Origin of the sequence: Pseudomonas sp. 10(2024), from assembly GCF_045164175.1 — a bacterium.
GTDB lineage: Bacteria > Pseudomonadota > Gammaproteobacteria > Pseudomonadales > Pseudomonadaceae > Aquipseudomonas > Aquipseudomonas alloputida.
Genome location: NZ_CP174006.1, coordinates 4,060,810 through 4,083,117, shown reverse-complemented (window position 1 = coordinate 4,083,117; position 22,308 = coordinate 4,060,810). Strand labels below are relative to the sequence as shown.

The window sequence follows — 22,308 nt, the reverse complement described above, 5'->3', positions numbered from 1 at the left end:
TGCATCGTGCTGCAACTGGCTGCCGATGAAGTGAAAGTGTCGCAGATGTACCAGCGCGCCGGGTGCAGTTTGATCAGTCACTTTCGTTGGCCTGTTGAGGTGTAGAGCGCTTGCGTGGTTTTTTCGTCGGCCGTTTGCCGGGCTTGAGCTGCCAGCGGTCGGCGTTGGCGAGCAGGCGTGCCTGGATTGCGGGTGGGTAGTCGCTCAGGGTTGTCACGGGTGGGACTGGCTTGCCGGGCAGGCCGGCCTCGCGGATGACCTTCGGCCAGCGCGGTCGCCAGCACAGCAGCAGGCTGAGCCAGTGGCCGGTGCCGATGATGACGAAAGCGGGCCAGACAAACAGCAGGACAACTTTGAACAGCCAGCTGCTTTTGCGGAAGAAACGCCCAAGGCCTTCGAACTGGGCGCTGAATGCCTGGATGGGTGAGGGTAGCTGGGTGCTCAGGCGGGGGCGGGGGACGGCGTGTGGGCCTTCTTCCATGTAACGGCGGATGAATTCCCACTCATCACGCAGTTCGCTGCCGCCTTGGCCTTGTTTGCCGAGCAGGGCCATTTCCATGTGGGGCAGGCCGGTGCGGCTGGGGTGCCAGATTAGACCAAGTCGTACTCCAACGCTTAGCGAATCATCTTCTGGGCGAATGCCCGTGCTGCCGGTCGTTTTCCATGGGAAGGTGACGATGCCACCACAGTAGCTGGGGCGGTGGAGGTGGACCTGTTGAGTTATTCGATTGAAGCGAATGAGCAGATGCCGACTGGTCAGCATTTCCAGTCGGGTCAAGCTTACTCCATACTTTGTGTAAAAAAATATCGTAGCACCTGATACGAGTGCCATCATGAATGTCAGTGCCACCATCAGAAGTGATCGAGCCTCACGGTCTGTTATGTCTTCCCAGAGAAAATACAATGTGGAGATTGTCGTAACACCTATAATGGGCATGATTCCGCATAGCGTTGCAATGGTTATGAGTCCGCGCTTTTCCTCTGAGCCACCACATCGCATTTCAATAAATGTTTCGTTGAAAGCGAAAATCGGTCCGCGCGTGTGGGGTTTTTCGCTAACAGTTTGGAAGTGTATGTCCTCTTCCAAATCCCCTTCGTAAAATTCCTGGGCGGCACGCTTCTCAGCAGGTGTTAACTCAGCTTCGTACGCTTTTCGTTCGGTCTCTGACTCGGTTGCCATTTGCCAGAATCCCCATTCAATCAAATACATTACAGAACCTCGCTGAATGCGGCATGTAGTGCCACCAATTCTTCTTGCTCTTTGTAAGGCTCCGAATTTTTCCCCACGCGGAAGCTGCTGCGTTTGCACCACTTTTCCAAAGCGTCATCTTCAAAGATGTAAATGATCACCGTCAAAACGAGCCCTATCCAGAACGCGCCGAGAACTAAACGAACGAGCAGTAGCCTCGCTGCCTGTGTACCCAGTCTTTTTGCGAGTCCTGACATTGATTGACTAAGAAGTCTTACTATTTTGTTAGCGCTGGAGTTTGCAAGGTGATCGAATAAAGGCTTTGCGATGGCGATGGCGGTTCCAAGTTCACCCAATGATAACGTTATGGTAGCTACTCCTCGGAGCGCGTAAGCAGTAGCCAAAATTCTCGATTTCCTCTTGCCCTGCTTCGTGGTTGGATCGCTTCGGAGATGTTGAAGCCAGTCAGTAAAGTCCCACCATGCCAGCATTCCGCCCCCGATCCCCGCCAGGCTAGCGCCCCACAGCTTCAACCTCCCCAATGTTACGGCCGCCCCTTTTCCGGTCACACTGTTTGCGCCGTACCGCGCGACCACCTGGTCCACATAACTGGCTCCAACTTCGAAGCCCGCCGCAGCCGTAGTCATCGCGGCCGCCATGAGTTCGGTCTTGATGCGCGCATCACTGTCAGGCAGTTCGCGCGCTTTGAAGGCCATCAGCATCCCCTCCAGCAGGCACACCAGCCCGGAAACACGCACTTTGTAGAAGTCACTGTTCCGGGCCTGCATCAACCCTTCAGCCCAGGCCTGGTCGAGGTACCTTGAAACCTGGCCTGCGCTGCGTTGTGGGTTGATGGGCTGCCCGCTACGTGCAGCTTCACTCAGGCGAATATCGACAGCCGTTTCATGCACCGAAGCGAACAAGGTCAGCCGCAAACCCTGGTGCAGTGCGCGGTCCATGCTGTTGGGGGTCGCGGTGCGCAGCACTTGCCGCCCCAGCGCGACGTACCAGGCATACAGGCCGATGCTGGCCGTGCTGCTCTGTGCCTGCATCTGTTCGTACAGGGTGTTGATGCGCCCAAAGGCATTGGCAGCGACATGGGCTTGCCTGGCAAGCGCTTCCGGCAGGGCGAAGGATGACGCTGACGACGGTTCGGCCTTGGCGGCTTCCAGCAGCGCCGCCAGTTCTTCCCGCAGGTCCTCCTGATTGTAGGTGATGCCGCGTATTGCCAGGTTGCCCCGGTCTGCTACGTCGCTGCGCCACCAGTGGTCCAGCACCTTTGTACCCCCTTCACTCAACTCCATGCCGATCACGCACTGGCCGGTCTGTTCGGCAAAGGCCAGGCCGTTGATGAGGTCGGCGTTGTCGTAGCGGTCCAGTGCCTGCAACAAGCGTTCGCTGACCACCCAGCGGGCATGATCCTTGGCGCGGTCTTCGGCGGCTTGCTGGGCGTGTTGCATGGCCTGCTCGAAACCGTCGAGCTGATCGTGCATGGCCTGGCGGTCGACCAGGTGGCCGTATTTCTGGTCGAACCGCTTGCGGAACTCGCCGGCATCCTGGCGGGCCTGGACTTTGCTGCGGGCGTCGCGCTCGAACTGTGCCAGGTGGGGCTTCATGCGTTCATCATGTGCATCGGCCTGTTGCCTGGCCCGTTCGGAGAACAAGTAGATCTCGGGATGCAGGTGGAGCTGGTTGCGGACTTTTTCGGCCATGACTTCGCGCTTGACGATCTGCTCGGCCACCATCTGCGGGTAGAGTTTTTCGATTTCCAGGAACGACTGCGCGACCAGCAGCTTGCGTTCGTTGTCGACCCCGGGTTCCACGGTGCGCGCCAGCCACTGGGTCTTCACATCCTCGACAGCGGCGTTGCGCCAGGCGTTGAGCTCCTGGGTGATGCCGATGGCGTCTTCGATGACGATGGCGGCGCCACGGGGTTTGCTGTGGTTCACCAGCGGTGCCAGCGCGTGGCGTGATGCGTGCGGCGAGACGATCTGGTCGTTGTTGAACGGCTGCAGGTCCAGTAGCGCCTGCAGGTCTGCATCGTCCTGGGCCTTGAAGTCGGCTACCCAGTTCAGTTGGTCATGCTTGAGGACGTGGGGCTGTGGCGGGGCGTCGGAAGGCTGGATGAAGCGGGCGATATCGATCGAGGGCAGGCTGCTGCGGTATTCCTCGTCGAGCAGGCGGTAGTTGTCGAGCATGCGCGGGGTCAGCGGGGAAGGGCTGAACAATGGGCGCAGCTCCTGGATGTCATCCAGGTCGTAGAGGGTGATGGTCCAGCCGAAACCGCGAAGGATCTCATCCAGATTGCCGGCGCTGGGGGCAGGCTCCCAGGGGGCGTCGCTGCTGATGTACAGCAGCGACCCATTGGGTGCCACGCGGTACTGGCTGTGCCATTCGTAGGCCGGCGCGCTATGGCGCTTGATCAGCAGGTAGAGAAAGCCCTCGCGCAAAGGGCGGATGGCGTAGCTGGAATGGGTCAGCTCGCCGACCTCCTGGAACGGGCTGAGATAGCCCGGCAATTTGGGCAGGCGGGCACGTTGTGCCGGGTTGCCGCCGACGGCGGCGTAGCGCAGGGGCAGCAGTTCGAAGCGGCGGGTGCAGTCGGCGACGGGGCTGTTGCGCAGGGCCGGGCGGTAGCCGGAGGTGATGCGCCTGCACAGTTCGAGGGTTTCTTTCAACGAATCCATGTATAGCTCCAGCGAGCAGGGATGATCATCAAATGCATGCAAGCGTTGCATTCGACCCGAGGCTGGACACTAGCGAGGAATCACTTCTCAAAGGAGCATTGCGCTTCCGATAGGTGCGTAGGAAATTTCTGATTAAGCGGTATCGTTGACGTTGGCAGGCTTTTCGTCGCCTTTCACGTCAACCCACCTGCCTCTCGTTGCGCCAGGGCTATCGGGTGGAGAGCCACCCTGGTCGCTTTTTTTAATACGGTGCCGCATCGAGACAGGGCCGCAAAGCGGCCCGATCGCACCCGGCTTGAGCGTGCCGGAGGATGAAGCTGGAGGTGAAGGCCAGTTGGAAGCGGGCGTGCCCGCAAAAGAGTGTGCACGCCCGGGGGGGATCTTTAGAAATCCGCCTCCAGGCTCAGCAGGTCCTGCACCGTCTGCCGCCGGCGGATCATCCGCAGGGCACCGTTCTCGATCAGGAACTCCGGCAGCAGCGGCCGGCTGTTGTAGTTCGACGACATCGACGCGCCATAGGCCCCGGCATCGTGGATCACCAGCAGGTCGCCCACCTGTGCCTGAGGCAGGTCCTGCGGGGTCAGTGCCTGGTCATCCTGGGTGAACACGTCACCCGATTCACACAATGGCCCGGCCACCACGGTCGGCTGGCGCGGGCGATCTACTGCTTGGCCATCGGCATCGAGCAGGGTCATGCCGTGGTAGGCGCCGTACATCGCCGGGCGCATCAGGTCGTTGAAGCCAGCGTCGATCATGACGAAGGTATTGCGCCCCACCTGTTTCACGGCACGGACTTCGGCCACCAGGTAGCCCGACTCCGCCACCAGGAAGCGCCCGGGTTCGATCTCCATGCGCACCGGGTGGCCGAGCATCGCTTCGATCTCCTTGCGCGCCACCGCCCAGGTCTGCGCATAACGCTGCAGGTCGACCGGTTTGTCGGTGCTGCGGTAAGGGGTGGAAAGCCCGCCGCCGATGGAGAACGCCTCGATGTCCACGCCCAGACGGCCGATCAGCTCGATCATCGAGCGGGCCACCTGTTCCAGGTGCTGGTAGTCCACCCCGGAACCAATGTGCATGTGCACGCCCACCAAGTGCAGGCCATGGGCCTTGATGCACGCCAGCGCCTCGTCCAGCTCTTCGTGCCAGATGCCATGCTTGCTGTTTTCGCCGCCGGTATTGGTCTTGCGGCTGTGGCCATGGCCGAAGCCCGGGTTGATGCGGATCCACACGCGGTGGCCGGGCGAGCGTTCGCCCAGTTGGCGCAGCATGTCGATGGAGCCGGCGTTGACTTCGATCTTCGACGCCACCACGCGTTCCAGGGTGGGGCGGTCCAGCGCGTCGCAGGTCAGCACCACGCCGGCAGGGTCACCGTCAACGCTCGCGCCGGCGGCGAAGGCCCGTTCCATCTCACCCAGCGACACGGCGTCCAGCACCAGGCCATGGGCGCGCATCAGGCGTAGCACATGCAGGTTGGGGTTGGCTTTCTGGGCGAAGCGCACGGTGTCGAATACGTTCAACTGCTCGACACGCTCGGCGATGGTGCTGGCGTCGTACGCCCAAAGCGGCGAGCCGTGCTGGCGAACCGCCTCGGCCAGAAGGGTGAAGGGTGCGGTCATGGTGGCGTTACTCGTATAAGGAAGGCCACGAGGATGAATCAAAGCGGGAATTCAGAAAAATAGCTATTTTTCTGCCAGTCATTCATATCTGATATACTCATTGTCGACTCACTGGGTGCTGCCGTGAAACTGTCCGTCCGCCACATCGAAGTGTTCCGCGCCATCATGGCCGCTGGTAGTGTCACGGGTGCGGCGCGCCTGCTGTTCACCTCGCAGCCGACCGTCAGCCGCGAACTGGCGCGGCTGGAGCAGGTGACTGGCCTGAACCTTTTCGAGCGCGAGGGCGGGCGCCTGGTGGCGACGGCCCAGGCGCTGCTGTTGATCGAAGAGGTCGAGCGCGCCTACGTCGGGCTGGAGCGGATCGATCGCTTTGCGCAGGCCATCCGCAACTTCGAGCAGGGCCGGCTGGCCATCACCTGCCTGCCGCTGTTCTCGCAAACCTTGTTGCCCAAGGCTTGCCAGCGCTTTCACCAGCAGCACAGTGGCGTGAGCGTGAGCATTCTGGCGCAGGAGTCGCCGTTGCTGGAGGAGTCACTGGTTGCCCAGCAGCATGACCTTGGCCTGACTGAAGTCGAACAGATACCGCGCGGCGCGTATGGTGAATTGCTGTTCAGTGCCAACATGGTGTGCGTGTTGCCCGAGCATCACCCGCTGCAGGTGAAGGCTGAACTGGAGCTGAGTGATTTCCATGAGGTCGATTTCATCAACCTGGCCAGCCTGGATACCTACCGCCAGCGTCTGGATCAGCACTTTCGTGCGGCCGGGGTTAACCGCCGCACGGTCATCGAGACCACCAGTGCCGCTTCGGTGTGCGCCATGGTCAGGCAAGGCCTGGGGGTGGCGATCATCAACCCGCTGAGCGGGCTGGAGGCGGCGCAAGGCGGGTTGCCGATCCGCAGGTTACGGGTATCGGTGCCCTATCAGGTGATGCTGATACGCCCGGACCATCGGCCAGCATCGGCGGCGGTGGAGCCGTTTTGCGAGGCGTTGCGGGTGCAGGCCAAAGAGATGCAGCAGGCGCTGGCCTGATCATTGTGGGGCGGCCTTGCGTCGCGATAGGGGCGCGAAGCGGCCACAGCAATCTATGCATGATGTCGAGATCCTGGGGCCGCTGCGCGGCCCTATCGCGACGCAAGGCCGCTCCCACAGGGATCGCGCCAGCTTTTAGAAATTGAGCAAGACAGTTGCTCCCACAGGGACCGCGCTCCCACTAGGCAGGGGCAGGGTTCAAAGCTCGCAGACCAAGGTTCCAGTACCGGCCAGGATGTTCTCCAGGGTTTCCTTCACTTCATCCATGTCACTCAAATCGCTGGTCAGGTTGATTTCCAGTACTTCATCCCCCTTCAGCGCGTCCCGGTCGCCGGCCGCCACTTCGATCAGCAGGCGCTTGGCGCTCAGGGTCACTTTAAGGCCATCCAGCGTCGACGGCTCGTCATCCAGCGTCAGGTCGACGGTGTCCTCGTCCGGGTAACGGGTAAGCAGGAACATCTGACCCTTGTCGCTGTGGCAGCACAGGGTCGCCATGTTGTCTTCCTCGTCATCGCAAGGGGTGGCGAACAGCAGGGCGGTGTTGATTTGCATGAGCAGGCTCGGGTCAAAGGAAACGGAAGGGAATTCTGACAGTCTTGCGTACAGGCATAAACGTAAAGTTACCGCCCCTTGACCGAAATTGTCGCAGCGCTGCAAGCGTAGATGACCGATCAGTCGTTAAGCTTCGGCGAGCCCTGGGCGTGCCTGCGCACGTTCAACGTCTGGTTTTTTACCGTCCGCCATGCCACGGGTTGGCTATCGTTGATCCGTACACGGCGCACGCAGCGACGCTTCAATTATTACAAAGCCCAAGCGGAGTACCTCAGATGGCGTTCTTCACCGCAGCCAGCAAAGCCGACTTCCAGCACCAACTGCAAGCGGCCCTGGCGCAGCACATCAGCGAGCAGTCCCTGCCACAAGTGGCGCTGTTCGCCGAGCAGTTCTTCGGCATCATCTCTCTGGACGAACTCACCCAGCGCAGGCTTTCCGACCTGGCCGGCTGCACCCTGTCAGCCTGGCGCATCATCGAGCGTTTCGACCCCGAATACCCGCAAGTGCGGGTGTACAACCCTGATTACGAACGCAATGGCTGGCAGTCGACCCATACCGTGGTCGAAGTGTTGCACCATGACTTGCCGTTCCTGGTCGACTCGGTGCGCACCGAGCTCAACCGCCGTGGCTACAGCATCCACACCCTGCAAACCACCGTGCTCAGTGTGCGCCGTGGCGCCAAGGGCGAGCTGTTGGAGCTGCTGCCCAAGGGAACCCAGGGCGAGGGCGTGCGCTACGAGTCATTGATGTACCTGGAGATTGATCGCTGCGCCAATGCCGCCGAGCTGACGGTGCTGACCCGCGAGATCGAGCAGGTGCTGGCCGAGGTACGGGTGGTGGTGGCCGACTTCGACCCGATGAAGGCCAAGCTGCGTGAAGTGGTAGCGCAGGTGGAGCAAACCGCCTTTGGCCCCGCCCAAAACGAGAAGGACGAAGTCAAGGCCTTCCTCGAATGGCTGCTGGATAACCACTTCACCTTCCTGGGCTATGAAGAATTCACCGTCAAGGGCGGCGCCGATGGCGGCCAGATGGTCTACGACGAGCAGTCGTTCCTCGGCCTGCCGCGCCGCCTGCGTGTGGGCTTGACGGCAGAAGAGCTGCGCATCGAAGACTACGCTGTGGCCTACCTCAACGAGCCGCTGCTGCTGTCGTTCGCCAAGGCCGCGCTGCCCAGCCGCGTGCACCGCCCGGCCTACCCGGACTACGTGTCGATCCGCCAGCTGGACGCCGACGGCAAGGTCATCAAGGAGCACCGCTTCATGGGGCTGTACACCTCGTCGGTGTATGGCGAAAGCGTGCATGCCATTCCGTACATCCGCGTGAAGGTGGCCGAAGTCGAGCGCCGTTCGGGCTTTGATCCCAAGGCCCACCTGGGCAAGGAACTGGCCCAGGTGCTGGAAGTGCTGCCGCGCGACGACCTGTTCCAGACGCCGATCGACGAGCTGTTCAGCACGGTCATGGCAATCGTGCAGATCCAGGAGCGCAACAAGATCCGCGTGTTCCTGCGTAAAGACCCGTACGGTCGCTTCTGCTACTGCCTGGCCTACGTCCCGCGGGAAATCTATTCCACCGAAGTGCGGCAGAAGATCCAGCAGGTGCTGATGGAGCGCCTGAAGGCCAGCGACTGCGAGTTCTGGACCTTCTTCTCCGAATCGGTACTGGCCCGTGTGCAACTGATCCTGCGGGTCGACCCCAAGAACCGTATCGACATCGACCCGCAGCAGCTGGAACGCGAAGTCATCCAGGCCTGCCGCTCGTGGCATGACGACTACTCGGCACTGGTGGTGGAGAACTTCGGCGAAGCCCAGGGCACCAACATCCTCGCCGATTTCCCCAAAGGCTTCCCGGCCGGTTACCGCGAGCGCTTCGCCGCGCACTCGGCGGTGGTCGACCTGCAGCATGTGCTGAACCTGTCGGAAAGCAAGCCGCTGGCCATGAGCTTCTACCAGCCGTTGACTCAGGTGGGCGAGCGCATCCTGCACTGCAAGCTGTACCACGCCGACACCCCGCTGGCGCTGTCCGACGTGCTGCCGATTCTGGAAAACCTCGGCCTGCGCGTGCTCGGCGAGTTCCCGTATCGCCTGCGCCATGCCAATGGCCGCGAATACTGGATCCACGACTTCGCCTTCACCTACAGCGAAGGCCTGAGCCTGGATATCCAGCAGCTCAACGATACCCTGCAGGACGCTTTCATCCACATCGTCCGGGGTGACGCCGAGAACGACGCCTTCAACCGCCTGGTGCTCACCGCCGGCCTGCCGTGGCGCGACGTGGCCTTGCTGCGTGCCTACGCCCGTTACCTGAAACAGATCCGTCTGGGCTTCGATCTGGGCTACATCGCCAGCACCCTGAACAACCACACCGACATCGCTCGCGAGCTGACCCGGTTGTTCAAGACCCGCTTCTACCTGGCGCGCAAGCTCACCCAGGACGACCTTGACGACAAGCAGCAGCGCCTGGAACAGGCCATTCTGACTGCGCTGGACGACGTGCAAGTGCTCAACGAAGACCGCATCCTGCGGCGCTACCTGGACCTGATCAAGGCCACCCTGCGTACCAACTTCTACCAGCCTGACGCAAACGGCCAGAACAAGTCGTACTTCAGCTTCAAGTTCAACCCCAAGCTGATCCCCGAATTGCCCAAGCCGGTGCCAAAGTTCGAGATATTCGTCTATTCGCCTCGGGTCGAGGGCGTGCACCTGCGCTTTGGCAACGTTGCCCGTGGTGGCCTGCGCTGGTCCGACCGCGAAGAGGACTTCCGTACCGAAGTGCTGGGGCTGGTGAAAGCCCAGCAGGTGAAGAACTCGGTCATCGTGCCGGTCGGCGCCAAGGGTGGTTTCCTGCCGCGTCGCCTGCCGCTGGGCGGCAGCCGTGACGAGATCGCCGCCGAAGGCGTGGCGTGCTACCGCATCTTCATTTCCGGCCTGCTCGACATCACCGACAACCTCAAGGACGGTGGCGTGGTGCCGCCGGCCAACGTGGTGCGTCATGACGATGACGACCCGTACCTGGTGGTAGCGGCCGACAAAGGCACCGCGACCTTCTCCGACATTGCCAACGGCATTGCCATCGACTACGGCTTCTGGCTTGGCGATGCCTTTGCCTCGGGCGGCTCGGCCGGTTACGACCACAAGAAGATGGGCATTACCGCGCGCGGCGCCTGGGTGGGCGTGCAGCGTCACTTCCGCGAGCGTGGCATCAACGTGCAGGAAGACCCGATCACCGTCATTGGTGTGGGCGATATGGCCGGTGACGTGTTCGGCAATGGCCTGCTGATGTCCGACAAGCTGCAACTGGTGGCCGCGTTCAACCACCTGCATATCTTCATCGACCCCAATCCCGACCCTGCCACCAGCTTTGCCGAGCGCAAGCGCCTGTTCGACCTGCCGCGTTCGGCCTGGAGCGACTACGACACCAGCATCATGTCCGAAGGCGGCGGGATCTTCCCGCGCAGTGCCAAGAGCATCGCAATCAGCCCGCAGATGAAAGAGCGCTTCGCCATCGAAGCCGACCGCCTGACCCCGACCGAGCTGCTTAACGCGCTGCTCAAGGCCCCGGTGGACTTGCTGTGGAACGGCGGTATCGGTACCTACGTGAAGGCCAGCACTGAAAGCCATGCCGATGTCGGCGACAAGGCCAACGATGCGCTGCGGGTCAACGGTAACGAACTGCGCTGCAAGGTGGTGGGCGAGGGCGGCAACCTGGGCATGACCCAGCTCGGCCGCGTCGAGTTCGGCCTGAACGGCGGCGCCACCAACACCGACTTCATCGACAACGCCGGCGGCGTGGACTGCTCCGACCACGAGGTCAACATCAAGATCCTGCTCAACGAAGTGGTGCAGGGTGGCGACATGACCGAGAAGCAGCGCAACCAGCTGCTGGGCAGCATGACCGACGAAGTGGCCGGGCTGGTGCTGGGCAACAACTACAAGCAGACCCAGGCGCTGTCCCTGGCCGCCCGCCGCGCCCGCGAGCGGATTGCCGAATACAAGCGCCTGATGGCCGATCTCGAGGCGCGGGGCAAGCTGGACCGTGCCATCGAATTCCTGCCGTCCGAAGAGCAGTTGGCCGAACGCCTGGCTGCCGGCCAGGGCCTGACCCGCGCCGAGCTGTCCGTGCTGATCTCGTACAGCAAGATCGACCTCAAGGAGCAACTGCTCAAGTCGCTGGTACCGGACGACGACTACCTGACCCGTGACATGGACACCGCTTTCCCGCCGTCCCTGGTCAGCAAGTTCGCCGAGGCCATGCGCCGCCACCGCCTGAAGCGCGAAATCGTCAGCACCCAGATCGCCAACGACCTGGTCAACAACATGGGTATCACCTTCGTCCAGCGCCTGAAGGAGTCGACCGGCATGAGCCCGGCCAACGTGGCCGGCGCTTATGTGATCGTGCGCGACATCTTCCACCTGCCGCACTGGTTCCGCCAGATCGAGGCACTGGACTATCAGGTGCCGGCGGAAATCCAGCTCACCCTGATGGACGAGCTGATGCGCCTGGGCCGCCGTGCCACCCGCTGGTTCCTGCGAAGCCGCCGTAACGAACAGGACGCCGGTCGCGATACCGCGCACTTCGGGCCGAAGATCGCGCAGCTGGGTCTGAAGCTGGATGAGCTGCTCGAAGGCCCTACCCGCGAACGCTGGATGGTCCGCTACCAGGGCTTTGTCGACGCCGGTGTGCCGGAGTTGCTGGCGCGTATGGTGGCGGGTACCAGCCACCTGTACACCCTGCTGCCGATCATTGAAGCGGCCGACGTGACCGGCCATGAGCCCGCGCAGGTGGCCAAGGCATTCTTCGCCGTGGGCAGCGCGCTGGACCTGACCTGGTACTTGCAGGAAATCAGCAACCTGCCGGTGGAAAACAACTGGCAGGCGCTGGCCCGCGAGGCATTCCGCGACGATATCGACTTGCAGCAGCGGGCGATCACCATTTCGGTCCTGCAGATGGTCGATGCACCGGAAGACATGGATGCCCGCGTGGCGCTGTGGTCAGAGCAGCACCGGGGAATGGTGGAGCGCTGGCGCGCCATGCTCGACGACCTGCGCAATGCCACGGGCACTGACTATGCGATGTACGCGGTGGCCAACCGCGAGCTGGTCGACCTGGCCATGAGCGGGCAGGCGGCGGTGGTGCCGTCCTGAGCCTTGTGGTGAGGTAAAACAAAGCCCCGGTAGTGATGCCGGGGCTTTTTTGTATTCCTGGGGTGGCCCTTTCGCGGGTGAACCCGCTCCTACAGGGGGGCGTTACTTGAACCGCCTCTCCACGCCTTTTTCAACCAGGATCTTGGCGGAAATCTCTTCCACCGAAAAATGCGTGGAATTGATATTGGGAATGTTCTCCCTGCGGAACAGGCTTTCCACTTCACGCACTTCGAATTCGCACTGGGCAAAGCTGGAATAGCGGCTGTTGGGCTTGCGTTCGTGGCGGATGGCGGTGAGGCGGTCGGGGTCGATGGTCAGGCCGAACAGCTTGCTGTGGTGCTTTTTCAGCACCGCCGGCAGCTGCAGGCGCTCCATGTCGTCCTCGGTCAGCGGGTAATTGGCGGCACGGATGCCGAACTGCATGGCCATGTACAGGCAGGTTGGGGTTTTGCCGCAACGCGACACGCCAACCAGAATCAGGTCGGCTTTGTCGTAGTAGTGGGTGCGTGCACCATCGTCGTTATCCAGGGCGAAATTCACCGCCTCGATGCGTTCCATGTAGTTGGAATTGCCGCCGATCGAGTGGGATTTGCCCACGGAATACGACGAATGGGCGATCAATTCCTGCTCAAGTGGGGATAAAAACGAAGAAAAGATGTCGATCATGAAGCCATTCGACGTCGCCAGGATCTCGCGGATGTCCTGGTTGACAATGGTGTCGAAGATGATCGGGCGGACCCCATCCCGCTCGGCCGCAGCGTTGATTTGCTGGACCATGGCCCGCGCTTTGTCCGGCGAATCGATGTAAGGACGGGTGAATTTGTTGAAGGGAATGCTCTCGAATTGCGCGAGCAAACTCTGGCCCAAGGTTTCGGCAGTGATACCGGTGCCGTCGGAGATGAAGAACGCGGTTCGTTTCATTTGCGATCTGGGCCTTAAGCTGATGGCGATTCTTGGATATGATAAGTTCGGTTTGCCGAATGCGGCTGTCGACATTCTGCCACATTTGCAGCGCCTATTTTCCAGGTACAGGCCACAAACGCCCGGCCAAGTCATAGAAGACAGGCGGGCGCCTTTTGAGCTTTTCCAACACAGTTAGTGGAGAGATCACCTTGGTAGAGTACGTAGTTTCCCTCGATAAGCTCGGCGTCCATGATGTGGAGCATGTGGGGGGCAAGAACGCATCCCTGGGCGAGATGATCAGTAACCTCGCCGGTGCCGGCGTGTCGGTGCCGGGCGGCTTTGCCACTACGGCTCAGGCGTACCGTGACTTTCTCGAGCAGAGTGGGCTGAACGACCGCATTCACGCCGCGCTCGACGCGCTGGACGTTGACGACATCAATGCCCTGACCAAGACCGGCGCGCAGATCCGCCAGTGGGTCATGGAAGCCGAATTCCCGCCACGTCTGGATTCGGAAATCCGTACGGCCTTCGCCGAAATGGCCGCCGGCAACGACAACATGGCCGTTGCCGTGCGTTCCTCGGCTACCGCTGAAGACCTGCCGGACGCCTCGTTCGCCGGTCAGCAGGAAACCTTCCTCAACATCCGCGGCGTCGATAACGTGATCCGCGCGGCCAAGGAAGTGTTCGCTTCGCTGTTCAACGACCGCGCCATCGCCTACCGCGTGCACCAGGGCTTCGATCACAAGCTGGTTGCCTTGTCTGCCGGTGTGCAGCGCATGGTCCGCTCCGAAACCGGCACCGCCGGCGTCATGTTCACCCTCGACACCGAGTCGGGCTTCCGCGACGTGGTATTCATCACTGGCGCCTATGGCCTGGGCGAAACCGTGGTGCAGGGTGCGGTCAACCCTGACGAATTCTACGTGCACAAGAACACCCTGCAGGCTGGCCGCCCGGCCATCCTGCGCCGCAACCTGGGCAGCAAGGCGATCAAGATGGTCTATGGCGACGAAGCCAAGGCCGGCCGTTCGGTAAAGACCGTCGAAGTCGACCGCGCCGAGCGCGCACGCTTCTGCCTGACCGATGCCGAGGTCAGCGAGCTGGCCAAGCAGGCCATGATCATCGAGCAGCACTACCAGCGCCCGATGGACATCGAGTGGGCCAAGGACGGTGACGACGGCAAGCTGTACATCGTCCAGGCCCGCCCGGAAACGGTGAAGAGCCGTTCCAGCGCCAACGTCATGGAACGCTACCTGCTCAAAGAGAAAGGCACCGTGCTGGTCGAAGGCCGTGCCATTGGCCAGCGTATCGGCGCCGGCAAGGTTCGCGTCATCAACGACGTATCGGAAATGGACAAGGTCCAGCCGGGTGACGTGCTGGTCTCCGACATGACCGACCCTGACTGGGAACCGGTGATGAAGCGCGCCAGCGCCATCGTCACCAACCGCGGTGGCCGTACCTGCCACGCGGCGATCATCGCGCGTGAGCTGGGTATCCCGGCGGTAGTCGGTTGCGGCAACGCTACTCAGGTACTGAAAGATGGCCAGGGCGTGACCGTTTCCTGTGCCGAAGGCGATACTGGCTTCATCTTCGAAGGCGAACTGGGCTTCGACATCAAGCAGAACTCGGTCGATGCCATGCCGGAACTGCCGTTCAAGATCATGATGAACGTTGGCAACCCGGATCGCGCCTTCGACTTCGCTCAACTGCCCAACGCCGGTGTCGGTCTGGCACGCCTGGAGTTCATCATCAACCGCATGATCGGCGTGCACCCCAAGGCGCTGCTGAACTATGCGGGCCTGCCTGCCGACCTGAAAGAAAGCGTCGACAAGCGCATCGCCGGCTACAACGACCCGGTCGGCTTCTACGTCGAGAAGCTGGTAGAAGGCATCAGCACCCTGGCGGCGGCCTTCTATCCGAAAAAGGTCATCGTGCGCCTGTCGGACTTCAAGTCCAACGAGTACGCCAACCTGATCGGTGGCAAGCTGTACGAGCCGGAAGAAGAAAACCCGATGCTGGGCTTCCGCGGTGCTTCGCGTTACATCAGCGAATCGTTCCGTGACTGCTTCGAGCTCGAGTGCCGTGCACTGAAGCGTGTGCGCAACGAGATGGGCCTGACCAACGTCGAGATCATGGTGCCGTTCGTGCGCACCTTGGGCGAAGCCAGCCAGGTCGTCGACCTGCTCGCCGAAAACGGCCTGGCCCGCGGCGACAACGGTCTGCGCGTGATCATGATGTGCGAACTGCCGTCCAACGCCATCCTCGCCGAAGAGTTCCTGGAATACTTCGACGGCTTCTCGATCGGCTCCAACGACCTGACCCAGTTGACCCTGGGCCTGGACCGTGACTCGGGCATCATTGCCCACCTGTTCGATGAGCGTAACCCTGCGGTGAAGAAGCTGCTGGCTAACGCCATTGCCGCCTGCAACAAGGCTGGCAAGTACATTGGCATCTGCGGCCAAGGCCCATCGGACCACCCGGACCTGGCCAAGTGGCTGATGGAGCAGGGCATCGAAAGCGTGTCGCTGAACCCGGACTCGGTACTCGAGACCTGGTTCTTCCTGGCCGAAGGCCAAGGCGCGGCCTGATGCAGTAAACGCGGGGGGGCGTCTGGCGCCCTCTTGCCTGGTTTTTTCCAGGGCGAGCTCCAGCAATGGACCCCGCCCTTTTTTGTGCACCAAGCAACCTTATGCAAAGCAGCAGCACTTTATTCCCCGTGGCCCTGCTCAGTGCCGAGCGCCGCGGCGATCTCAGCGAAGACGTGTATCGGATCAAGGCCGGTAATGGCCCGGACCCCAGCGTCGAGCTCGCCATCACCCGTCTGGGGCTGGCCGACCAGGTTCAGGCCCAAGGCGTGCCGGTCATTCTCCTGCACGGCAGTTTTTCCAATCGGCGCTTCTGGTATTCGCCCAAAGGGGTTGGCCTGGGTGCCTACCTTGCGCGCGCCGGTTTCGATGTCTGGATCCCGGAAATGCGAGGCCACGGCCTGTCGCCGCGTAACCATGACTGGAAACACAACAGCGTTGCCGCCTACGCCCGTGATGACCTGCCGTTGATCAACGCATTCGTGCGCGAGCAATCGGGCCAGGCGCCGCACTGGGTTGGCCATTCCCTGGGTGGCACCACCCTGGTAGCTGCGCTGGGCGGTGGTTTTCTGGCTGCCGAGCAGTTGGCCAGCGTGGCGCTGTTCGGTACCCAGATCAGCCGTGTCTATTGGCCGTTGAAAGTGCCGCCGCTGGCTTGGGGCGCGAAGCTGGTGCTCAAGCGTTGGGGGCAGATATCCGGTCCACGTTTCAAGCGTGGGCCTGAAGACGAGCCGATAGGCCTCGCCCTGGAGAGCATGCGCTGGCACGGCCTGTTCGGGCGCTTTGGCGACAAGAAGCACGATTGGTGGGCAGGGCTGGCTGAAGTGGATGTACCGCTGCTGGCGGTGGCCGGTGCCGGGGACTTCCAGGACCCGGTGTGGGCCTGTCGCAAGCTGTTCGAGCAGTTGGGCGGCGAGCGCAAACAGTTCCTGCGGCTGGGGCGTGAAGAAGGTTTCGAGGCCTTTGGGCATGTCGACATGCTGGTGAGCAAGGCCGCGCAGGTGCAGGTGTGGCCGCTGGTGGAGCGCTGGCTGCGCAACCCGCTGCTGCCGGTGCATGCGTCCACTGTCGTTGCGGAACCTGTGCCTGCCAGCTGAGTTTGCTGTACCTGTCATGGCCGCTTCGCGGGTAAACCCGCTCCTACACCGGATTGGTGGTGGACGCACATCGGGGGTTGGACACAGGCCGTCGTAGGGGCGGGTTTACCCGCGAAAGGGCCGGGCCTGCTGGCCAATTTCCACCGGCCGCTCACCGTTGCCGCCACCACCGTATTCGCGGGTAAACCCGCTCCTACACCGGATTGGTGGTGGACCCACATCGGGGGTTGGACACAGGCCGTCGTAGGGGCGGGTTTACCCGCGAAAAGGTCGGGCCTTCTGGCCAATTTCCACCGGCCGCTCACCGTTGCCGCCACCACCGTATTCGCGGGTGAACCCGCTCCTACACCGGATTGGTGGTGGACGCACATCGGGGGTTGGACACAGGCCGTCGTAGGGGCGGGTTTACCCGCGAAAGGGCCGGGCCTGCTGGCCAATTTCCACCGGCCGTTCACCGTTGCCGCCACCACCGTATTCGCGGGTAAACCCGCTCCTACACCGGATTGGTGGTGGACGCACATCGGGGGGGGCACAGGCCGTCGTGTAGGAGCGGGTTTACCCGCGAAAGGGCCGGGCCTGCTGGCCAATCTCCACCGGCCGTTCACCTTTGACGCCGCCACCGTATTCGCGGGTAAACCCGCTCCTACACCGGATTGGTGGTGGACACACATCGGGGGTTGGACACAGGCCGTCGTGTAGGAGCGGGTTTACCCGCGAAGAGGCCGGCCCTGCTGGCCAATCTCCACCGGCCGTTCACCGTTTGACGCCGCCACCGTATTCGCGGGTAAACCCGCTCCTACACCTGGATAACGGCGCGTTCCTGTGCAGGAACGGGTCACGCGTGGAAGGGCCGAGACAGGATGAATACAAATGACTGCCCGGTCCCGGATGACTACGACAGCCTCCAAGGTGTAGCCTTGGCCGATACCCGCTTTCGTTGTGACTGACAGGAGCTTCCCATGCAGCATTACGTAACGCCCGACCTGTGTGACGCCTACCCGGACCTGGTACAAGTGCTGGAACCGATGTTCAGCAATTTCGGTGGCCGCGATTCGTTCGGTGGCCAGATCGTTACCATCAAGTGTTTCGAGGACAATTCGCTGGTCAAGGAGCAGGTCGAACTCGACGGCAAGGGCAAAGTGCTGGTGGTCGATGGCGGGGGGTCGCTGCGCCGTGCGCTGCTGGGCGACATGCTCGCCGAAAAAGCCGCAAAAAACGGTTGGGAAGGCTTGGTGATCTACGGCTGTGTGCGTGATGTCGACGTGCTGATCCAGACCGACGTTGGCGTGCAGGCCCTGGCCAGCCACCCGATGAAGACCGACAAGCGGGGTATTGGCGATCTCAACGTGGTGGTGACCTTCGCCGGGGTAACCTTCCGCCCGGGTGAGTATGTGTATGCCGACAACAATGGCGTGCTGGTCTCGCCGAGCCCGCTGAAAATGCCGGAGTAATGCGCCGCACGCGCTGATGGAGCTTTGATGTTCGAGGAAGACAACGCGCAGTGGGGGCTGGTGCATGCCCTGGTGCTCGATGGCAAAGGTGGCGCGCGCTCGATTGCCCGTACCGAACTGGACGACCTGCAGTTGCAACCGGAGCAGAGCCTGTGGCTGCACTGGGATCGCAGCCATCCGCAAACCCGTTCCTGGCTGCTGCACGACAGCGGCCTGAGCGAGTTCGCCTGCGAGCTGCTGCTGGAAGAAAACACCCGGCCGCGCCTGCTGCCCATGGCGGACGAACAGCTGTTGCTGTTCCTGCGGGGGGTCAACCTCAACCCGGGTGCCGAGCCCGAAGACATGGTTTCGGTACGCATCTTCGCCGAGGCGCAGCGGGTTATTTCGCTGCGCCTGCGGCCGTTGCGCGCCAGCGATGAAATTCTCCAGCTGCTGGAACAGGGCAGGGGGCCGAAATCGGCCTCGGAACTGTTGCTGTTGATGGGCGAGTTGCTGACCGAAAAGGTCCAGGGCCTGGTCAGCGACCTGGCCGAGCTCGTCGACCTGGAGGAAGAAAAGGTCGAATCCGACGAGCGGTATGCCCCGGAGCAGGGCAGCCTGCAGCAGATCCGCCGCCGTGCCGCTGGCCTGCGCCGCTTTCTCGCCCCGCAACGGGAAATCTACGCGCAGTTGTCGCGCAGCAAATGGAGCTGGTTCGCCAATGCCGACGCCGATTACTGGAATGAACTCAACAACAGCCTGATCCGCTACCTCGAAGAGCTGGAACTGGCCCGCGAACGCGCTGCGCTGGTGCTGGAAAGCGAGGACCGGCGGCGTAGCGAGCGGATGAACCGCACCATGTACCGCTTTGGCATCATCACCTGCATCTTCCTGCCCATGAGCTTTGTCACCGGGCTACTGGGCATCAATGTCGGCGGCATCCCCGGGGCGGAAAACCCTTTGGGCTTCCTGTTCGCCTGCATCGTCGTGCTGGGGTTGGCCGTGGGGCAGTGGTGGCTGTTCCGGCGGTTGCGGTGGGTATAGCTGTGCAATTTGAAACCTTCGTGCCAACAGGATGTGTGACCCGTCGCCCGGCCATCTCGTCTCTTGCTGACACTGCGCGAGGTGCCCATGCACGATCCGTTTGAAGAATCCCTGCGCGACCTGCTCAAGGCGTCACCCTCCGGCAATGACCGGGACGACCGGGACGACGCCGCTTGCCTGGGTCGCGTGCTGAAAACCGCCAACCGCCAGGTTGGCGCGGGTGATCTGTTCAGCCTGCTTGGCCGCTGGAGCCAGGCGCTGCTGATTGCCGTGAACAATGGCTCGGCGCATGTTGCGCCGGTGCGTCGACACTCTTCCCGCAACGCTGCCCCCGGCAGCAAAGCAGATAAGGCCGATTGAATATGGAACTCGATCTCTGGACCCAGAGCCTGGTCACCGCGATGACAGCCCTTTGGACCAAGGTAGCGAACTTCATCCCCAACCTGTTCGGCGCGCTGGTCGTGGTGCTGCTCGGTTTCGTGGTGGCCAAGCTGCTCGACACGCTGCTGTCCAAACTGTTGGCCAAATTTGGCCTGGACCGCCTGATGGCCGGCACCGGCCTCACCAAAATGCTCGGTCGCGGCGGTATCCAGGTGCCGATCTCGACCCTGATCGGCAAGATCGTCTATTGGTTCGTGCTGCTCATCTTCCTGGTCTCGGCTGCCGAATCGCTGGGCCTTGAGCGGGTTTCGGCAACCCTCGACATGCTCGCCCTGTACTTGCCCAAGGTGTTCGGCGCGGCCCTGGTGCTGCTGGCCGGCGTACTGCTGGCGCAGGTGGCCAACGGCCTGGTGCGTGGCGCTGCCGAAGGTATCGGCCTGGAATACTCGGCGGGTCTGGGGCGTATCACCCAAGGCCTTGTGATCATCATCAGCATCTCGGTGGCCATCAGCCAGCTTGAAGTGAAAACCGACCTGCTGAACCACGTCATCGTTATCGGGCTGATTACCGTTGGTCTGGCCGTTGCCTTGGCCATGGGCCTTGGCAGTCGCGAAATTGCCGGGCAGATCCTGGCCGGCATCTACGTGCGCGAGCTGTACCAAGTCGGCCAGCAGGTGCGGATTGGAGAGGTCGAAGGGCATATCGAGGAGATCGGTACGGTGAAGACGACGCTGCTGACCGATGATGGCGAACTGGTGTCGCTGTCTAACCGCGAGCTGCTTGAACAGCGCGTCAATAGCCGCTAACCGCACAAAAGCTGTTAATGTATGCCGCCGCGAAATTCGACCCACGGGGTCGCGCGGCGACATTGACCTGACTGTCGGCCAGATCCGTTTTGAATAAAGTTCATTCGCCGCCCATGCGCTATGACCCCCGCGAGCTCACAGACGAAGAGTTGGTGGCGCGTTCGCATGAGGAGCTGTACCACGTTACCCGCGCCTATGAAGAGCTCATGCGGCGCTACCAACGGACCCTGTTCAACGTCTGTGCGCGTTATCTGGGGAACGACCGTGACGCGGACGATGTCTGTCAGGAAGTGATGCTGAAAGTGCTGTACGGGCTGAAAAACTTCGAGGGTAAGTCGAAGTTCAAGACCTGGCTCTACAGCATCACCTACAACGAGTGCATTACCCAGTACCGCAAGGAGCGCCGCAAACGTCGGTTGATGGATGCCTTGAGTCTGGACCCTGTTGAAGAGGCGTCCGAAGACAAGGCTCCAAAGCCGGAAGAAAAAGGCGGGCTGGACAAGTGGCTGGTGCATGTGAACCCGATTGACCGGGAAATTCTGGTGCTGCGTTTTGTCGCAGAGCTGGAGTTCCAGGAAATTGCCGACATCATGCACATGGGCTTGAGCGCGACGAAAATGCGTTACAAGCGCGCGCTAGACAAGCTTCGGGAGAAATTTGCCGGCCTTGATGAAACTTAGTGGCGTGCAAATATCTCTAACGAACCGGCGAGTTCTGCTAGACTCGCCGTCGAGTTGTCCCTCTTGTTTGTGGTGGGACTGCTTAACTATCACCAGATGGGGATTTAACGGATGAAATTGAAAAACACCTTGGGCTTGGCCATTGGTTCGCTTGTAGCCGCCACTTCGATTGGCGCTATGGCACAAGGTCAAGGCGCCGTCGAGACTGAAATCTTCTACAAGAAAGAATTCTTCGACAGCCAGCGCGACTTCAAGAACGACGGCAACCTGTTCGGCGGCTCGATCGGTTACTTCCTGACCGACGACGTTGAGCTGCGTCTGGGCTACGACGAAGTACACAACGCTCGTGGCGAAGACGGCAAGAACATCAAGGGCTCGAACACTGCCCTGGACGCCGTTTACCACTTCAACAACCCGTACGACGCTATCCGTCCATACGTTTCCGCTGGTTTCTCGCACCAGTCGCTGGGCCAGACCGGCCGTGGCGGTCGTGACCACTCCACCTTCGCCAACGTTGGCGCTGGCGCCAAGTGGTACATCACCGACATGTTCTACGCCCGTGCCGGCGTAGAAGCTCAGTACAACATCGACCAGGGCGACACCGAGTGGGCCCCGAGCGTTGGTGTTGGCCTGAACTTCGGCGGTAGCCCGAAGCAAGCTGAAGCTGCTCCTGCTCCAGTTGCTGAAGTCTGCTCCGACTCCGACAACGACGGCGTGTGCGACAACGTCGACAAGTGCCCAGACACCCCGGCCAACGTTACCGTTGACGCCGACGGCTGCCCGGCTGTTGCCGAAGTCGTTCGCGTTGAGCTGGACGTCAAGTTCGACTTCGACAAGTCGGTCGTCAAGCCTAACAGCTACGGCGACATCAAAAACCTGGCTGACTTCATGAAGCAGTACCCACAAACCACCACCGTGGTTGAAGGTCACACTGACTCCGTGGGTCCAGACGCTTACAACCAGAAGCTGTCCGAGCGTCGTGCCAACGCTGTCAAGCAAGTGCTGACCCAGCAGTACGGCGTAGAATCCAGCCGTGTTGACTCGGTTGGCTACGGCGAAACCCGTCCGGTTGCTGACAACGCCACCGAAGAAGGCCGTGCTGTCAACCGTCGCGTTGAAGCTCAGGTAGAAGCCCAGGCCAAGTAATTGGTTTGAAGCTTCATGAAAAACC

Annotated in this window: 15 protein-coding genes; 10 read left to right on the top strand and 5 right to left on the bottom strand. The window is 61.6% G+C overall.

Annotated features, from left to right (window positions below; genetic code table 11):
* Window positions 1-73: 73 nt before the first annotated feature.
* From ACI7M0_RS18505 to lysA, 3 genes are all read right to left on the bottom strand, one after another.
* Entirely contained in the window at window positions 74-1,210 is a 1,137-nt protein-coding gene (locus tag ACI7M0_RS18505) for a DUF6708 domain-containing protein (RefSeq protein ID WP_405314461.1), read from the bottom strand.
* Window positions 1,210-3,876, bottom strand: coding sequence for a T6SS effector BTH_I2691 family protein (locus tag ACI7M0_RS18500; RefSeq protein WP_405314460.1), 2,667 nt, complete (start codon window positions 3,874-3,876; stop codon window positions 1,210-1,212). The genes ACI7M0_RS18505 and ACI7M0_RS18500 overlap by 1 nt, the downstream gene beginning before the upstream one ends.
* 383 nt (window positions 3,877-4,259) lie before the next feature.
* Entirely contained in the window at window positions 4,260-5,492 is a 1,233-nt protein-coding gene (lysA, locus tag ACI7M0_RS18495; protein ID WP_064614082.1) for a diaminopimelate decarboxylase, read from the bottom strand.
* A gap of 123 nt (window positions 5,493-5,615) precedes the next feature.
* Between lysA and ACI7M0_RS18490 the strand changes: the two genes are divergently transcribed.
* On the top strand, window positions 5,616-6,521 hold the full coding sequence (locus tag ACI7M0_RS18490) for a LysR family transcriptional regulator (RefSeq protein WP_010953080.1): 906 nt from the start codon (window positions 5,616-5,618) through the stop codon (window positions 6,519-6,521).
* Between the two features lie 198 nt (window positions 6,522-6,719).
* On the opposite strand, the gene ACI7M0_RS18485 is transcribed toward ACI7M0_RS18490, so the two are convergent.
* Complete coding sequence (locus ACI7M0_RS18485) at window positions 6,720-7,073, bottom strand: hypothetical protein (RefSeq protein ID WP_020192899.1); 354 nt, start codon at window positions 7,071-7,073, stop codon at window positions 6,720-6,722.
* A 275-nt stretch (window positions 7,074-7,348) separates the two neighbouring features.
* On the opposite strand from ACI7M0_RS18485, the gene ACI7M0_RS18480 reads away from it, so the two are divergent.
* Window positions 7,349-12,214 (top strand): NAD-glutamate dehydrogenase, encoded by a 4,866-nt coding sequence (locus ACI7M0_RS18480; protein ID WP_104962228.1) that lies wholly within the window; start codon window positions 7,349-7,351, stop codon window positions 12,212-12,214.
* A gap of 102 nt (window positions 12,215-12,316) precedes the next feature.
* Here the strand turns inward: ACI7M0_RS18480 and ACI7M0_RS18475 are convergent, their stop codons facing one another.
* Complete coding sequence (locus ACI7M0_RS18475) at window positions 12,317-13,135, bottom strand: pyruvate, water dikinase regulatory protein (protein ID WP_003248634.1); 819 nt, start codon at window positions 13,133-13,135, stop codon at window positions 12,317-12,319.
* 191 nt (window positions 13,136-13,326) lie between these two features.
* Here ACI7M0_RS18475 and ppsA point away from each other — a divergent pair, with 191 nt between their 5' ends.
* The 8 genes from ppsA to ACI7M0_RS18435 all read left to right on the top strand — a co-directional run bounded on the left by ppsA (window position 13,327) and on the right by ACI7M0_RS18435 (window position 22,283).
* Window positions 13,327-15,702 carry a phosphoenolpyruvate synthase gene (ppsA, locus tag ACI7M0_RS18470; protein ID WP_020193548.1) on the top strand — a complete coding sequence of 792 codons (2,376 nt, stop codon included), beginning with the start codon at window positions 13,327-13,329 and terminating at the stop codon, window positions 15,700-15,702.
* Between the two features lie 101 nt (window positions 15,703-15,803).
* On the top strand, window positions 15,804-16,796 hold the full coding sequence (locus ACI7M0_RS18465) for an alpha/beta fold hydrolase (protein ID WP_256658292.1): 993 nt from the start codon (window positions 15,804-15,806) through the stop codon (window positions 16,794-16,796).
* Window positions 16,797-17,755: 959 nt separating this feature from the next.
* Entirely contained in the window at window positions 17,756-18,247 is a 492-nt protein-coding gene (gene rraA, locus ACI7M0_RS18460) for a ribonuclease E activity regulator RraA (protein ID WP_003248652.1), read from the top strand.
* A gap of 27 nt (window positions 18,248-18,274) precedes the next feature.
* Window positions 18,275-19,270 carry a zinc transporter ZntB gene (locus ACI7M0_RS18455; RefSeq protein ID WP_003248655.1) on the top strand — a complete coding sequence of 332 codons (996 nt, stop codon included), beginning with the start codon at window positions 18,275-18,277 and terminating at the stop codon, window positions 19,268-19,270.
* An 87-nt stretch (window positions 19,271-19,357) separates the two neighbouring features.
* Window positions 19,358-19,630: a hypothetical protein gene (locus ACI7M0_RS18450; RefSeq protein ID WP_003248657.1), complete on the top strand. Its 273-nt coding sequence runs from the start codon at window positions 19,358-19,360 to the stop codon at window positions 19,628-19,630.
* A 2-nt stretch (window positions 19,631-19,632) separates the two neighbouring features.
* On the top strand, window positions 19,633-20,457 hold the full coding sequence (locus ACI7M0_RS18445; protein WP_003248659.1) for a mechanosensitive ion channel family protein: 825 nt from the start codon (window positions 19,633-19,635) through the stop codon (window positions 20,455-20,457).
* A gap of 113 nt (window positions 20,458-20,570) precedes the next feature.
* Window positions 20,571-21,137, top strand: coding sequence for an RNA polymerase sigma factor SigX (sigX, locus tag ACI7M0_RS18440; protein ID WP_003248665.1), 567 nt, complete (start codon window positions 20,571-20,573; stop codon window positions 21,135-21,137).
* 111 nt (window positions 21,138-21,248) lie between these two features.
* The gene (locus ACI7M0_RS18435; RefSeq protein ID WP_010953090.1) at window positions 21,249-22,283 is read left to right on the top strand and encodes an OmpA family protein; all 1,035 of its coding nucleotides are present in this window, start codon (window positions 21,249-21,251) and stop codon (window positions 22,281-22,283) included.
* Window positions 22,284-22,308: the final 25 nt, after the last annotated feature.